Origin of the sequence: Rahnella sp. R3(2024), from assembly GCF_042920125.1 — a bacterium.
GTDB classification, from domain to species: Bacteria; Pseudomonadota; Gammaproteobacteria; order Enterobacterales; family Enterobacteriaceae; genus Rahnella; species Rahnella rivi.
The window spans coordinates 2,549,045-2,564,718 of sequence record NZ_JBHGBU010000001.1 but is presented as its reverse complement, the minus strand read 5'-3'; the positions used below and the strand labels follow the sequence as shown (position 1 = coordinate 2,564,718).

The 15,674-nt window shown below is 55.8% G+C and carries 13 protein-coding genes; 7 read left to right on the top strand and 6 right to left on the bottom strand.

The annotated features are described in order from the left end of the window. Positions 1 to 193: 193 nt before the first annotated feature. The 4 genes from ABSH60_RS11610 to ABSH60_RS11595 all read left to right on the top strand — a co-directional run bounded on the left by ABSH60_RS11610 (position 194) and on the right by ABSH60_RS11595 (position 4,397). Positions 194 to 1,219 carry an amino acid ABC transporter substrate-binding protein gene (locus tag ABSH60_RS11610; RefSeq protein WP_056776148.1) on the top strand — a complete coding sequence of 342 codons (1,026 nt, stop codon included), beginning with the start codon at positions 194 to 196 and terminating at the stop codon, positions 1,217 to 1,219. A 110-nt stretch (positions 1,220 to 1,329) separates the two neighbouring features. Next, on the top strand, positions 1,330 to 2,508 hold the full coding sequence (locus ABSH60_RS11605) for an amino acid ABC transporter permease (RefSeq protein WP_056776147.1): 1,179 nt from the start codon (positions 1,330 to 1,332) through the stop codon (positions 2,506 to 2,508). A gap of 9 nt (positions 2,509 to 2,517) precedes the next feature. Continuing rightward, on the top strand, positions 2,518 to 3,627 hold the full coding sequence (locus ABSH60_RS11600; protein WP_390974048.1) for an ABC transporter permease subunit: 1,110 nt from the start codon (positions 2,518 to 2,520) through the stop codon (positions 3,625 to 3,627). Between the two features lie 8 nt (positions 3,628 to 3,635). After that, the gene (locus tag ABSH60_RS11595; protein ID WP_056776143.1) at positions 3,636 to 4,397 is read left to right on the top strand and encodes an amino acid ABC transporter ATP-binding protein; all 762 of its coding nucleotides are present in this window, start codon (positions 3,636 to 3,638) and stop codon (positions 4,395 to 4,397) included. A gap of 625 nt (positions 4,398 to 5,022) precedes the next feature. On the opposite strand, the gene ABSH60_RS11590 is transcribed toward ABSH60_RS11595, so the two are convergent. Both ABSH60_RS11590 and ABSH60_RS11585 read right to left on the bottom strand, forming a co-directional pair. After that, complete coding sequence (locus ABSH60_RS11590; protein WP_390974046.1) at positions 5,023 to 5,712, bottom strand: LrgB family protein; 690 nt, start codon at positions 5,710 to 5,712, stop codon at positions 5,023 to 5,025. Beyond that, positions 5,705 to 6,127 carry a CidA/LrgA family protein gene (locus tag ABSH60_RS11585; RefSeq protein ID WP_183848359.1) on the bottom strand — a complete coding sequence of 141 codons (423 nt, stop codon included), beginning with the start codon at positions 6,125 to 6,127 and terminating at the stop codon, positions 5,705 to 5,707. Before ABSH60_RS11585 ends, ABSH60_RS11590 begins: the two co-directional genes overlap by 8 nt. Positions 6,128 to 6,240: 113 nt before the next feature. Here ABSH60_RS11585 and ABSH60_RS11580 point away from each other — a divergent pair, with 113 nt between their 5' ends. Further along, positions 6,241 to 7,119 carry a LysR family transcriptional regulator gene (locus ABSH60_RS11580; protein WP_122094612.1) on the top strand — a complete coding sequence of 293 codons (879 nt, stop codon included), beginning with the start codon at positions 6,241 to 6,243 and terminating at the stop codon, positions 7,117 to 7,119. Positions 7,120 to 7,190: 71 nt separating this feature from the next. Here the strand turns inward: ABSH60_RS11580 and ABSH60_RS11575 are convergent, their stop codons facing one another. Next, the gene (locus tag ABSH60_RS11575; RefSeq protein ID WP_056776139.1) at positions 7,191 to 8,840 is read right to left on the bottom strand and encodes a Na+/H+ antiporter; all 1,650 of its coding nucleotides are present in this window, start codon (positions 8,838 to 8,840) and stop codon (positions 7,191 to 7,193) included. Between the two features lie 313 nt (positions 8,841 to 9,153). After that, complete coding sequence (locus tag ABSH60_RS11570; protein ID WP_056776138.1) at positions 9,154 to 10,521, bottom strand: NCS2 family permease; 1,368 nt, start codon at positions 10,519 to 10,521, stop codon at positions 9,154 to 9,156. Between the two features lie 14 nt (positions 10,522 to 10,535). On the opposite strand from ABSH60_RS11570, the gene ABSH60_RS11565 reads away from it, so the two are divergent. Next, entirely contained in the window at positions 10,536 to 10,685 is a 150-nt protein-coding gene (locus tag ABSH60_RS11565; protein WP_162997802.1) for a hypothetical protein, read from the top strand. A gap of 382 nt (positions 10,686 to 11,067) precedes the next feature. Here the strand turns inward: ABSH60_RS11565 and ABSH60_RS11560 are convergent, their stop codons facing one another. Further along, entirely contained in the window at positions 11,068 to 11,736 is a 669-nt protein-coding gene (locus ABSH60_RS11560) for a glutathione S-transferase (RefSeq protein WP_122094497.1), read from the bottom strand. Between the two features lie 269 nt (positions 11,737 to 12,005). Between ABSH60_RS11560 and ABSH60_RS11555 the strand changes: the two genes are divergently transcribed. Continuing rightward, entirely contained in the window at positions 12,006 to 14,099 is a 2,094-nt protein-coding gene (locus ABSH60_RS11555) for a bifunctional diguanylate cyclase/phosphodiesterase (protein ID WP_056776135.1), read from the top strand. A 12-nt stretch (positions 14,100 to 14,111) separates the two neighbouring features. Here the strand turns inward: ABSH60_RS11555 and ABSH60_RS11550 are convergent, their stop codons facing one another. Further along, on the bottom strand, positions 14,112 to 15,674 hold the full coding sequence (locus ABSH60_RS11550) for a methyl-accepting chemotaxis protein (RefSeq protein WP_390974043.1): 1,563 nt from the start codon (positions 15,672 to 15,674) through the stop codon (positions 14,112 to 14,114).

Sequence of the window (15,674 nt, the reverse complement as noted above, 5' to 3'; positions counted from 1 at the left end):
AACAGGGCAATACATTTCATAACGCCCATCAATGTTACTGAGCATTTCCCTACTGTGACTAGATTGTTGGACGTTTTTTCGATGTTGGCACTCCCTTTGCAATGACAGGAGCAGAGGGCGACGCCCCAAAACAGACAGGGTGCTCAGGCACTCACACAATAATAATTCTCAGTTTTGTCTCACAGGACGCTTAATGAAAAAAATATTGCTCTCTACGCTGATTGCCGCAGCAAGCTTCGTGACACTGGCTGGTCAGGCTCATGCAGGTACCACTCTGGATGCAGTCAAAAAGAAAGGTTTTGTTCAATGCGGCATCAGTGATGGTTTGCCGGGTTTCTCCTACGCGGACTCCAAAGGCAAATTCACCGGTCTTGACGTTGACGTCTGCCGCGCAGTGGCCGCTGCCGTGTTTGGCGATGCTGAGAAAGTGAAATACACCCCGCTGACCGCGAAAGAGCGTTTTACCGCCCTGCAATCTGGCGAAGTGGATATCTTGTCCCGTAACACCACCTGGACCTCTTCCCGCGACGCGGGCATGGGGATGATCTTCGCGGGCGTCAACTACTACGACGGCATCGGCTTCCTGACACATCAGAAAGCGGGCCTGAAAAGCGCGAAAGAACTCGATGGCGCGACGGTATGTCTGCAAGCCGGTACTGATACTGAGCTGAACGTGGCTGACTACTTCAAAGCCAACAAAATGACTTACACCCCGGTCACCTTCGACCGCTCTGATGAAAGTGCCAAAGCGCTGGACTCAGGCCGCTGCGACACCCTGGCCTCTGACCAGTCTCAGCTCTACGCACTGCGCATCAAACTGGGTAAACCGGATGAGTTCATCGTGCTGCCGGAAGTGATTTCTAAAGAACCTCTGGGTCCGGTTGTTCGCCGTGGTGATGAAGACTGGCTGGCCGTAGTGCGCTGGTCCCTGTTCGCCATGCTGAATGCCGAAGAGATGGGCGTGACATCTGCCAACGTTGAGCAGCTGGCCGCTAACCCGACCACGCCGGACATGAGCAACCTGCTCGGTAAAACCGGGACTTACGGTGCAGATCTGAAAGTGCCTAACGACTGGGTGGTGAAAATCGTCAAACAAGTCGGTAACTACGGCGAAAGCTTTGAACGCAACGTCGGTCAGGGCAGTGAGCTGAAAATCAAACGTGGTCAGAACGCATTGTGGAATAAAGGCGGCATCCAGTACGCACCACCGGTCCGTTAATACCCTTCATCACCAACGTGTTTGAATAATAAAGTGTTTAAGGATGTTGATGCACCGGCCGTTCCCCGGTGCATCACTTCCCGGTGATAGATTGCTAAAGGCCATCCACTATGTCGCAACGCCCAACCGGAAAAGGTTCGTTCTCGCTGACCAATCCAGCCGTACGAGCCTGGATTTACCAAATTTTCGCGGTGGTGTTGCTGGTAGCCTGTCTCGGTTACCTGCTCCACAACACCATTACCAATCTGACTACACGAGGGATCACCTCGGGATTTGCATTTCTTGAAAAAGGTGCCGGTTTCGGCATTGTTCAGCATCTTATTGACTACCAGGAAGGCGACACCTACGCCCGCGTTTTTGTTATCGGCCTGCTCAACACCCTGCTGGTTTCTGCGCTGTGTATCGTGTTCGCATCGATTATCGGGTTTATCATCGGATTAGGCCGTCTCTCTGATAACTGGCTGATCCGTAAAGTCTCGACGGTCTACATCGAGATATTCCGTAACATTCCTCCCCTGCTGCAAATCTTCTTCTGGTACTTCGCCGTCCTGCGCAACCTGCCTGGCCCGCGTCAAAGCCTCAACGCATTTGATCTGGCATTCGTCAGCAACCGTGGTTTGTACCTGCCGTCACCGGAGTTATCGCCGGGCAGTCTGGCCGGTTTTATCGCCCTGCTGCTGGCGGTGTTCGGTATTTTTGCCCTCAGGCGTTACAACCATTTTCGGCAGATCCACACCGGGCGCGTCTGGCGTATCTGGCCGTGGGCAATCCTGATGCTGGTGGTTTTCCCTGCGCTGGCGCACCTGATTTTCGGGCCGGCAGTTCACTGGGATGTGCCTGCACTGCGCGGGTTCAACTTCCGGGGCGGCATGGTGCTGATCCCGGAACTGGCGGCGTTAACGCTGGCGCTGTCGGTGTACACCTCCACGTTTATCGCCGAAGTGATCCGCTCCGGGATTCAGTCGGTTTCGCACGGCCAGCATGAAGCAGCGCGCTCACTCGGCCTGCCGAATCCGGTTACCCTGCGTCAGGTAATTTTACCGCAGGCGATGCGGGTGATTATTCCGCCGCTGACCAGCCAGTATCTGAACATCGTCAAAAACTCCTCTCTGGCCGCCGCGATTGGCTACCCGGATATGGTGTCGCTGTTCGCCGGTACCGTGCTGAACCAGACCGGTCAGGCGATTGAAACCATTGCCATCACCATGTCGGTTTACCTGATCATCAGCCTGCTGATCTCGTTTTTGATGAACATTTACAACCGGCGCATCGCGCTGGTCGAGCGTTAAGGGAAACCCATGACGATGACAACACTTCCTCCGGGAGTCAGAGCCGTGAAGCCCGGTACGCCAGTCGGAACGGCCGTGCTATGGGCGCGTAAAAATCTGTTCTCCAGCTGGTTTAACAGCCTGCTGACGCTGTTTTGTTTATGGCTGATGTGGCTGGTGATCCCTCCGATGTTGAACTGGGTTATTTTCCAGGCCAACTGGGTTGGCACGGCGCGCCCAGACTGCACCAAAGCCGGTGCCTGCTGGGTGTTTATCCATGCCCGTTTCGGCCAGTTTATGTATGGTCTGTATCCGTTTGATCAGCGCTGGCGCATCAACCTCACGCTGATTGTCGGGTTGCTGACGCTGGCACCGATATTCTTCAAAGCCACGCCACGCCGCGGACGTTACATCGCGGTGTGGATGGTGCTGTTCCCGATCTTCACCTGGTTCATGCTGTACGGCGGATTCTTTGGCCTGACCCGCGTTGAAACCCGCCAGTGGGGCGGCCTGACGCTGACGCTTATCATCGCCGCAGTGGGCATTGCCGGGGCATTACCGCTGGGCATTCTGCTGGCGCTGGCGCGACGTTCGCGTCTGCCTGTCGTGCGGATCCTCTCGGTCATCTTCATCGAATTCTGGCGCGGCGTGCCGCTTATCACCGTGCTGTTTATGTCCTCGGTGATGCTGCCGCTGTTTATGACCGAAGGGACGAGTATCGACAAACTGGTGCGTGCGCTGGTGGGTGTGGTGCTGTTTCAGTCGGCGTATGTGGCGGAAGTGGTGCGCGGTGGCCTGCAGGCGCTGCCGAAAGGCCAGACCGAAGCCGCAGAATCGCTGGCGCTGGGCTACTGGAGAACGCAGGGATTAGTCATTCTGCCGCAGGCGTTGAAAATGGTGATACCGGGTCTGGTCAACACCATCATCGCGCTGTTTAAAGACACCAGTCTGGTGATCATCATCGGCCTGTTTGATTTGTTCAGCAGCGTACAGCAAGCCACCGTCGATCCCGAGTGGCTCGGCATGTCGACCGAAGGCTACGTCTTCGCCGCCGCCGTTTACTGGATTTTCTGTTTTAGCATGTCGCGTTATAGCCAGCATCTGGAAAGACGCTTTCACACCGGACGTTCCGCACACTGAGGTAAACCATGAGCGACCATCACGTCACTGAACAACAAAATATGATGATCACGCTGGAAAACGTGAATAAGTGGTACGGACAGTTCCACGTTTTGAAAGACATCAATCTGAGCGTCAAACCGCGCGAACGCATCGTGCTGTGCGGCCCTTCCGGTTCCGGGAAATCGACCACCATCCGTTGCATCAACCATCTGGAAGAGCATCAGCAAGGGCGCATTGTGGTGGACGGCACCGAGCTGAACGATGATTTGCGTAACATCGAACGGGTGCGCACCGAAGTCGGCATGGTGTTCCAGCATTTTAATCTGTTCCCGCATCTGACCGTGTTGCAAAACTGCACCCTGGCGCCATGCTGGGTGCGCAAGATGCCGAAGAAAGAAGCGGAAGAGCTGGCGATGCATTACCTCAAACGGGTGCGTATCGCCGAGCACGCCAACAAATTTCCGGGGCAGCTTTCCGGCGGACAGCAACAGCGAGTGGCCATCGCCCGTTCGCTGTGCATGAAGCCAAAAATCATGCTCTTCGACGAACCGACCTCCGCGCTGGATCCGGAAATGGTGAAAGAAGTGTTAGACACCATGATCGGGCTGGCGGAAGAAGGGATGACCATGTTGTGTGTGACACATGAAATGGGCTTTGCCCGCACCGTGGCCGACCGGGTGATCTTTATGGATCGCGGAGAGATCGTAGAAGAAGCCCCGCCGCTGGAGTTCTTTGCGAATCCGAAATCGGCGAGGACAAGAGAGTTTCTGTCACAGGTGATTCATTAAACACTGGGCGGTGTTTACGCGCGCCGTTTAACAACAGGATTGTAAAAGTTTCGGTTTCTCAATGGCGGTGATCCCTTATCGCACTGCGCCGAAACCGCCCAAAAGGGGAAAGTGCTTTTCCCCTTTTGGATTTCCCCTCGCTTTTTCAACACGCGCTATCGCTCTCAGGCTATGTTTCAGAAACCGCTGCGACAGGCTGGACATCTTGCCGCTGCGCGGTCCCTTCTCTCGGTCCTGGAGCCTTTGGTCTCCAGGCCGCTCCGTTCAGCAAGATGTCTGAATCGCCCTCAGAAAAGAAGGTTGTGAGGTTGTGAGGTTGTGAAGTACAGGCCTGAAGCCGCTTTCAAAAATCACGCCGGAGGGAGAGGTGGAAAACCGCGCGTGTTTTTGCGCGGGTTGTAACCCGACGGGAGGGCACCGCGCAGCGGCGGGATTTTGCGGCTATCGCTGCGGTACCTGAAACATAGCTTGCGAGCGGAGCGCGCAGTTAAAAAAGCGCGGAGTCCAGAGGCCCGCGCGTTACCGGGTCTCTGGTCGGTGTGGGCCGACGCCCACGACCTTGAATTTGAATTTGAATTTGAATTTGAATTTAAATTAAACGTTTCAGATCTTTTTCAAAAGATCATCACCACATCACTCCCCCAATCACCGGCGCCATCACCACCGTCACCACACCCGCCAGCATCATCACCAGACTCGCCACAACGCCCTCTTCGGCACCCAGCTCATATGCTCTGGCCGTACCGGCACCGTGGGAAGCCGCGCCAAACCCGGCACCTTTCGCCAGACCGCTTTTCACCGCCAGACGCAAAAACAACATATCGCCCACTGCCATACCAAATACGCCGGTGATCACCACAAACAGCGCCACCAGATCCGGCTGACCGCCCATTTGCTTCGCCGCCGCCAGCGCGAACGGCGTGGTGATGGAACGTACCGCCAGACTGCGCTGGATCTCTTCCGGCAATGTCAGCATCCGCGCCAGCCAGACGGAACTGCTGACGGCGACGACGATAGCCGTCAGCACGCCCGCGCTCAGCGACATCCAGTGGCGGCGGATCACCGCCATATTCTCGTAAACCGGCACCGCAAACGCGATGGTCGAAGGCCCGAGCAGCCACAGCAGCCAGTGGGTTTCGCCGATGTAATCCTGATACGACGTGTGCGTGACAACCAGCAGAACCACCAGCACAATCGGCGTGAACACCAGCGGCATCAGCAGCAACGTGCGGCGCTGGCGGTAGAGTTTTTTGTTGGCGTAATACAGCCCGAGCGTGATGACAAAACAGACTATGCTGATGAGCAGATCAGTCACGGGATGCCTTCCTCGCCGCCAGACGTTGTTCCAGCCGGTAAACCCGGTCTACCACTAATGCCGTTGCGGCAAGCGTCAGTACCGTGCTGACACCAATCACCAGAAAGATTTTCCAGCCTTCGATCATCAGCAGTTGCGCGTAGTTCACCACCGCCACCACGGCGGGCACGAAAAACAGCAGCATCTCCGCCAGCAGCCAGCGGGAACCGGCTTTCACCCAGTTCAGGGGCAATACGCGAAACATAATCAGCAATAAAAGCATCAGCATCCCGACAATATTGGCGGGCAGCGGCAGGTGCAGCGCGGTAACGAGACGATCGGCGATCACAAATAACACCGCGTACAACACCACCTGAACGGGGATTTGACAGCGGGTCAGCAGGGACGGCGCTTTAGTGCGCAACGCCAGCAACATGGGAAAGACCTCGGAAGGCGAAAAAAGGGAAGAAATGAAGTATACGCTGGCAGGAAACCGGTAAAGAAATGAATTAAAATCATAAAAATGATTCCAAACCGGAATACTCAATGATGGACGTCCGTACGCTACGTTATTTCGTCGAAGTGGTTCGCCAGCAGAGCTTCACCCGCGCGGCAGAGAAGCTGTTCGTCACCCAGCCGACCATCAGCAAAATGTTGCGTCATCTGGAGGAAGAGCTGGAATGCACGCTGATTGTCCGCGAAGGACGGCGTTTACGCCTGACTGACAGCGGCCAGGCGTTGTATCAGCGCGGGCTGAATATCCTCGAAGAATTCCGTCAGCTGGAAGCGGAACTCGAAGACATTAACTCGCTCAAATCCGGCCATTTGCGCCTGGGCATTCCGCCCATGGTCGGCACACAAATCGCCCCGCTGATCGGCACCTTCCGCCAGCAATATCCGGGCATTGAACTGATCATCTCCGAGTTCGGCGGCCTGACGGTGCAGCAGGCGGTGATCTCCGGTGAGCTGGATCTGGCGCTCACCGCCCTGCCCGCCGACGCAGTGCCCTCCATCGCTTCACTGCTGCTGTTCAGCCATCCGCTCTGCGTGGTGGTGCCGCGCACGGCGCACTGGGAGAACCGTACCCATATTGCCCTCAGTGAGCTGGCAGATGAAAGCATCCTGATTTACAACGAAGATTTTGCCCTGTACCGCCAGCTGATGGACGCCTTCACCGCGCAGGGTTTCATCCCGAAAATTGCTGCCCGCAGCGGACAATGGGATTTCCTGGCAGCAATGGTACAAACCGGCATGGGCGTGGCGATCCTGCCGGAACCCATCTGCCAGCGGCTGGATAAAAACGCGCTGATATGGCTGCCGCTGGCGCCCCTGATGCCGTGGCAACTGGGACTCATCTGGCATGACGGCAGCTATCTTTCTCACAGCGCGCAGGCGTGGATCACGCTGTGCCGCGATCACTGGAAATAGCGGGAAATAGCAGGCAATAAAAAACCGCGTGCCCCTTTCAGCGCACGCGGTTTTTTCATTTCAGACCGAAACTACACTTCTTTTTCGACCAGAAGCGCCTCAAGTAAATCGAGATCATGCAGCAGTTTTTGCAGTGTCTCATTACTGATTTTCTGCGTGGCGCGCAGATGATAAAGCTCACCGCGTTCAGCACGCAACGCGGTCAGACGGAAGCGACGCTCAAGGTTTTCCAGCTTCAGCGCTGTTTCCATATCATCACGGTTGGCCGTTCTTCGCCGCAATGTCCCGATCACCCGCGAACTGATTTCCTTCAGCGTCTGTTCATCGATGTTCTCTTCGGTATCCGCCGCCAGGCGCTCTTCCATCTTATGCAGACTTTCGATTGCCACTTCCGCTGCGATGGATTTCGCCATGCGCTCTTCTTCACGGTAGGTCGAGCCATCGGCCACCACGACGCCTTTCAGCAGGAACGGCAAGGCAATCACGCCCGCAATCAGCGAGAACAGAATGACGCCGGTCGCCAGGAACACCAGCTGATAACGCGACGGGAACGCCGAACCATCGGCCAGGAACAGCGGAATTGACAGCACACCGGCCAGCGTAATCGCCCCGCGCACACCGGCAAACGACGCCACCCACAGCTCACGCGTACTGTAGCTGCCAAACAGCAGCGGTTTCTTTTTCAGGAAACGGTTGCTGAAATTCTTCATCACCCACAGCCAGACGAAACGCAGGATCAGCAGCGCAAAATAGATAATCCCAACGTCAGCAAACAGATGCCAGGTCACGATGGACGGATCGTGCGTCGCCTGATCGATAGAATTTTCCAGAATGCCCGGTAATTGCAGGCCCAGCATGATGAACACCATGCCGTTAAACACAAACTCAAGCATCGCCCAGACGCTGTTGGCGCGCAGACGCATCGCCAGCGGCGCATTACGGATAATCCCGGACTGGCTGATGGTCATACCGGCGGCAACGGCGGCCAGAATGCCTGACACACCAATGTGTTCTGCGATCAGATACGAGGCGAACGGCAGCAACAGCAGGAAGACGATTTGCGTCGCCGGGTCATCACCACTCCAGCGGCTCATGATGCGCAGTGATTTACTGTACAGCCAGGTCACCGCGACACCGGCCATCAGGCCGCCAATGGCGACTTTCAGGAACTCAACGCTGGCACCGCCGACGGTAAAGATCATCGTGCCCATCGCCACGGCGATAGCGAATTTCAATGACACCAGACCGGACGCATCATTCATCAGCGCCTCACCTTCCAGCACGCTCATGATCGACTTCGGAATACGGCCCTTGCCGACGATACCACCCAACGCCACGGCATCGGTCGGGGAAAGCACCGCAGCCAGCGCAAACGCCGCGACCAGCGGGATATCCGGCACCATCATATAAATCAGGTAGCCAATGCCGACGACGGTGAGTAACACCAGCACCAGCGCCAGCCCAAGTATTTCGCGCCCGTGGTGGAGGAATTCACGGGTCGGGGTTTTCCAGCCATCGGCAAACAGCAGGGGTGGAATAAAGAGGACGAGAAACAGCTCGGGGTCGAAATCCACGTGCAAACCAAAATTCGGCCAGGCCAGCAAGGCACCGACAGCAATCTGCATTAATGGAAGAGGAACCTGAAACGGCAACATTCTGGTAACGACACCGGAGAGCGACACCACCAGAATCAAAATCAGAATGGTAAAGAATATTTCCATGCTTTCCTTAGACTCTTGTTTTTATGATTTCAATCAGACGGGGTCTGACACATACAGGGGGAATAGTAGATCAAAAAAAACGTATTTTTAAATCAGAGCGTGCTTAAACCCGTTTTTAAACCCCAGGTCGTGGTCGCGGGAAAGAAAAAGACAATCTGCCCGTGAATTTAAGATCCAGCGAGCAAAGCGCTTGTTGAAAAAGCGAGGAGGGATCCAAAGGAGGAAAAGCACTTTCCTCCTTTGGACGGTTTCGGCGCAGCGCGTTAAGCGATTACCGCACGTGAGAAACCGAAACTTTCCGGTCGGCCTGGCATCAAATCGCCCATCCGCCCGCATAAAACACCACCAGCGCCACGGCGATAATCACCGTGCCCGCGTTCAGTTTGCGCCATTCGCCGGAGAAAATACGGCCAATCACCAGCGAGCTGAAACCGAGCATGATGCCGGTAACAATGTTGCAGGTCAGCACGATAAACACCGCACACAGCAGCCCCGCCATGGCATCAACGAAATCGTTGAAATCCAATTTGTTTACGTTGCTCAGCATCAGCAGACCGACATACATCAGCGCAGGGGCGGTGGCATAAGCAGGCACCAGATAAGAAAGCGGAGACAGGAACAACATTAGCAGGAAGAGCACGCCGACAACCGTGGCCGTCAGGCCGGTTTTACCGCCTGCCGCCGTACCCGCTGCTGATTCGATATACACCGCCGCAGGCGATGCCCCGACCAGCGAGGCAAAAATACTGCTCACGGAGTCAGCCGTCAGGGCTTTGCCGCCGCTGATGATCTGGCCTTTTTCATCCAGCAGATTCGCCTGACCGGCCACCGCACGGATGGTACCGGTGGCGTCAAACACCGCCGTCATCACCAGCGCCAGAACGCTTGGCAATACCGCCGCTTTCAGTGCGCCCATAATGTCGAGATCGAAAATGACAGATTTGCCATCCGCGCCCGCCAGAGAAGGCATCGCGAACAGCCCCTGATATTTCACCGCCGGATCGAAAATCAGACCGATAACGGAAATCAGGATAATCACCAGCAGAATACCGCCCGGAACGCGCAGCTTCTCCAGACCAAAAATCACCGCCAGACCGAGCAACGTCATCACCACCGGGAACGACGTGAACGCGCCGAGCGCAACAGGCAAACCGTCCAGCGGGTTTTTGACCACCAGACCGACACCGTTAGCCGCAATCAGCAGCAGGAATAAACCAATGCCGATGCCGGTACCGTGCGCAACGCCCATGGGCAGGTTGCGCAAAATCCACGAACGGATCCCGGTGACCGAGATAATCGTGAACAACACGCCCATCAGGAACACCGCACCCAGCGCAACCGGTACGCTGATGTGCTGGCCAAGGACCAGACTGAACGCGGTAAACGCCGTCAGAGAAATGGCGCAACCAATCGCCAGCGGCAGATTTGCCCACAGCCCCATCAGCAGGGAACCGAAACCGGCCACCAGACAGGTCGCGACAAACACCGCGCTCGGGGAGAAGCCCGCTTTGCCGAGCATTGACGGCACCACAATCACCGAATACACCATCGCCAGGAACGTCGTTAACCCGGCGATCACTTCCTGACGCACATGGCTGCCACGCGCACTGATTTTGAAATAAGCATCAAGCGGGCCCTTTGGCGCAACAGCGCGGCCCGTTTGAGGTTGTTGACTCGACATGGAAAATCCTCTGGATGTCTTTACTGATTAGCCTGCGTGGTCATTATGAAACCGTTTCTTCACGTTCGCTTCCTTACCTGATGCACGAAATACCGGCAAAACCGGCGTCACGTGTGCAGGGCAAACGTTTAACTCACATCGCGTATGGCGGGACTAAAATTTAGCGCAAACGATTATCCGGCCTCTTATACCCTCTTTTCAACTCTGTTTGCCGACAATTTACCGTTGTCCGGTCAAGAAAAACGCGAATTTGCTGCAAATTTGTCCCGATGGCGGTTTGCTGAACGATATCGGTTGCGCACGCGATGACAGCAACGCAAAAAAGGCGGGGGCGGCGGGTGAAAAACGCGGCGGCGTCAGAAATAAAATTCAGCACTGAAACACCGGAGATAAATCAGGAACGGGCATGCAAACGTTGAAAATAAAATACCATGACAGTTATTAAGGGTTATTTATTTAAAGGCGTTCATCACGTAAATATGTCACGCACGAACGCCCGGAAAATAAAAACAACGCGGCACAAAGAAATCTCAGCCTGAAATAAACTTAACGCATGATGGTGAATGGCCCTCCATTTTCCAGGGCTTTCTGATAAGCCGGTCGCGCCGTGACATTGGATAACCAGGCATTAAGACGGGGATATTTTCCCAACCCTGCGCGCGCATTAATGGCTTCTACCGGGAAACTCATCTGGATGTCAGCCGCGCTGAACTGATAACCGGCGAAATAAGGGTGGACGGCCAGATGCTGCTCAAGGAAATCCATGTGGGTGGTCAGCTGTTTATCGATGTAATTTTTCTGCACGCCCTGCCCGATGGCACCGGCAATCGGACGGATCAGCCACGGCATCGGCGGTTTGCCTAAGCGCCCGAAAATCAGTTTCATGACCAGCAGCGGCATCAGTGACCCTTCGGCGTAATGCATCCAGTAGCGGTACTGCTGACGCTCGGCCAGAGCCGATGGCTTCAGCACCCCTTCGGCGTCATAGGTTTCCTGTAAGTATTCAATGATGGCGCCAGACTCGGCAAGGATCAGCCCGTTATCTTCCAGCACCGGCGCTTTTCCCAAAGGATGCACTTTCTTCAAAGACGCGGGCGCCAGCATGGTCGATTTATCCCGCTGATAACGCTGAATTTCATAAGGGACGCTCACTTCTTCAAGCATCCACAAAATTCGCTGTGAACGTGAATTATCTAAATGATGTACTTTAATCATGAATCTGTTCCATCCCGTGACGTTTAATTATTTGTTAACTATAGACAAGACTTTGGTTCTCTGTTTATCACGCTTTAAAAAAACCTTGCATTCATCAGGTGTAATTTTGCATGCGTTTTTTTTATTTGATTAAAACCACTTACAGATTAATCTTAATTACGCGAAAACAGATTTTCGTGACTTCATTCGCCTTTAATAACTCGTGATGCGATTAACGCCGAATATAAAAACAGCCCGTCTCATTGACCCCTGCTTGTGTGGAGCCTTACATGTTTTCCAGTAATTACAACAATGTGCTGGTGATGTTTTCATTCATTGTTGCAATGCTTGCCTCTTATACCGCGCTGGATATGGCCGGGCGGGTCGCGACCACTCAGGGAAAGGCCTCCCGTCTCTGGTTAACCGGTGGCGCAATCGCCATGGGGATCGGCGTCTGGTCGATGCATTTCATTGGAATGCTGGCATTCAACTCAACGGTATCAATGGGTTATGACCCGCTGATCACCTTACTCTCCATGCTTATCGCCATTATTTCCTCCGCCTTTGCGCTGTGGCTGGTGTGCCTGCCGCAGTTACCGATGATGCGTTTATTGGCCGGTTCACTGCTGATGGGCGGCGGGATTGCCGCGATGCATTACACCGGCATGGCCGCGATGCGCATGATGCCGCCTGTTATCTACAGCGTGCCGTGGGTGATGGTGTCCGTACTGGTGGCCGTGGTGGCGTCGGGTGCGGCGCTGTGGATGGCCTTTCATTTACGTCAGCAGTCGCCTAACGTGCGTCTGTTGCGCATCAGCGCCGCCGTGATCATGGGCACCGCCATTGTCGGCATGCATTACACCGGCATGGCCGCCGCCACTTTCCCACCGATGAGCCACAGCATGGCCGCCAACAGCGGCGTGGATAACAACTGGCTGGCGCTGCTGGTCATTGTGGTGACGCTGGCGATCCTGGCGATCACGCTGATTATCTCGGTGCTCGATGGCCGTATGCAGGCGCGCACGTCGGTGCTCGCGTCTTCCCTGGCGCAGGCCAATCGCGAGCTGACCCAGTTAGCCCTGCATGACAACCTGACCAAGTTGCCCAACCGTCTGCTGCTGGAAGATCGTCTCGGCCAGGCCGTGCAGAAAGCCACGCGGGGAGAATCCGAATTTGCGGTGTTGTTTATCGATCTCGACGGATTCAAGGCGGTCAACGATGCCTTTGGCCATCACATTGGCGATCAGCTGCTGGTGTCGGTGACCGAGCGGCTGCTGTCGCATTTACGCGCGTCGGATACGCTGGCACGGCTGGGCGGCGATGAGTTTGTCCTGCTGACAGAAATCACCGAGCCGACCGATGCCTCACAGCTGGCGGATAAACTGGTGCACCTGATTGCCCGCCCGTTCCACGTTTCGCGCTACGAACTGCTGGTATCCGCCAGTATTGGTATTGCCGTGTATCCGGGCGACGGCGAGAACGAACGCGAACTGATGCTTAACGCCGATGCGGCGATGTATCACACCAAAAACTCAGGCCGCAACGGCCACAGTTTCTTCCAGCCTTCGATGAACGCCAATGCGCAAAATCAGTTGCAGATGCTTAACGACTTGCGTCTGGCGATCGAGCATCACGAATTACGTCTGCATTATCAGCCGAAATTTATCGCGCCTTACGGGCCGGTCAGCGGCTTTGAAGCCCTGCTGCGCTGGGAGCGCGAAGGTAAAACCCTCAGCCCGGACGTGTTCCTGCCACTGGCGGAGAAAACCGGTCTGATCATTCCTATCGGCGAATGGGTGTTGAATGAAGCCTGCCGCCAGCTGCGTGAATGGCACCTCGCCGGGCACACCACCTGGACGGTGGCGGTAAACCTTTCCGCGCTGCAATTCGAGCAGGCGAATCTGGTGGAAATGGTCATCGATACCGTTGAACGCCACCACATTCCGCCGGAAATGCTGACGCTGGAAGTCACCGAAACCACCGCGATGCGCAACCCGGACGTCAGCGTGGCGATACTCGAGCGCCTGACAAAATACGGTGTCAAAGCCTCGATTGATGATTTCGGCACCGGTTACTCCAGCCTGCTCTATCTCAAGCGTTTACCCGCCAGCGAGCTGAAAATCGACGGCGCATTTATCAACGATCTGATCGCCGGAAGCGAAGATGCCAGCATCGTGTCTGCCATTATTGCCCTCGGCCAGACGCTGAATCTGAAAGTGGTGGCCGAAGGCGTGGAAACCACCCAGCAACAGGATTTCCTCACCCAGCTGGGGTGTGACACCTTGCAGGGCTATCTGCTCGGGCGGCCAATGACGCCGGAACAAATCGCCCGGCACCCGGATTCGGCCTGGGAACCTCAGCTCACCATCACGCAACAGCCCTGACAGCGGCTGATATCAGACAGCAGCCGTGCGGAAGAACCGCACGGCATTGCGCAACTCGACACTCTGCTCCGTCAGCGATTGCGCCGCCGCCGCGGCCTGCTCCACCAGCGCGGCGTTTTGCTGCGTCACCCGGTCCATCTGATCCACCGCAATGCCCACCTCATGAATGCCGGTATGCTGCTCGGTGCTGGCAGTCGAAATTTCACTGACAATTCCCGCCACCTTATTCACTGAATTCACGATGTCGTTCATCGCCTGACTCGCGCGATCAGCCTGCTGCGAACCTTCGGCAATTTTAGAGACGGTGCCGTGGATCAGATTTTTAATTTCTTTCGCCGCCTGCCCGCTTTTCTGCGCCAGAACGCGCACTTCGCTGGCCACCACCGCAAAGCCTTTGCCCTGCGTGCCGGCGCGTGCCGCTTCTACCGCCGCATTCAGCGCGAGAAGATTGGTCTGGAAGGCAATACCTTCGATCACGCTGATAATATTGATGATTTCTTTTGAACTGCCGGAAACATCCCGCATATGCAGTTGCATGCCGCTGACGATCGACCCGCCCTGCGAAGCGGTTTCTGACGTCGCGTGTGCCAGCTGGCTGGCCTCGCGGGCGTTCTCCGCATTCTGGCTGACGGTGGTGGTCAGGTTTTGCATGTTGGCGCTGGTCTGCACCAGCGAGGCCGCCTGCTCTTCGGTTCGCTGCGATAAATCAATGTTGCCCTGCGCAATCTCGCTGGCGGCATGATTGATCGACTCGCTGCCGTTCATGATCTGATGGATTGTCTGGTTCAGTTGCTGATTCATGCGGCTCAGCGACGCCAGTAAACTGCCGCTGTCGCCGGGCCGCAGAACGATCTCCGTCGCCAGATTTCCCGCCGCAATCTCCTGCATGATCGCCGCCGCGTACGCCGGTTCACCGCCCAGCTGCCGGTTGAGATTTCGCGCCAGCAATAGCGCCATCGCCACAGACAGCAGCAGCGCAAACACCACCAGCACCAGGAACAGCACGCTGGCAGAGTGATAATGGCTGCGCGCCTGTGCCGCCGCGTGCTCACTGTTGCTGACTTCGTCTTTAACCAGCGTGGCGAGATCGGCCATCAGCTGTGTGCGGTATTTTCGTGAGTTATCGCCGCTGATTTGCGTGGCATGCGCCACATCATTGCGATCCATCGCTTCAATGACCTGATCGTTCGCCAACGAAAAGTGCTGAAAGTTATCAACGATTTGCTTAAACAGCGCCGACTGGCTGCCGCCGCTGTTCAGATTCTGATAGGCATGTTCCGCGGCTTTAAAGTTAGCCACCGCCTGCATGATTTCCACCCGGTGACCGTCGCGCGGCGCGCCCTGCGGTGAAGCGATGTATTGCACCTGTTGCAGACGCAGCTCGGCCAGCGTGCCGCGCATCACCAGCGGGTACTGAACGCCCGGCAGCCGGTACGCACGGTAATCTTCAATCTGCTGATTAATATTTTTCAGCTGCCAGGCAGAGGTCGCAGCCAAAATCAGCATCAGGGAAAGAACAAGGGCAAACGCCCCCATCAGGCGGGCGAGCACGGAAAGTTGGGTTAATTTATTCAT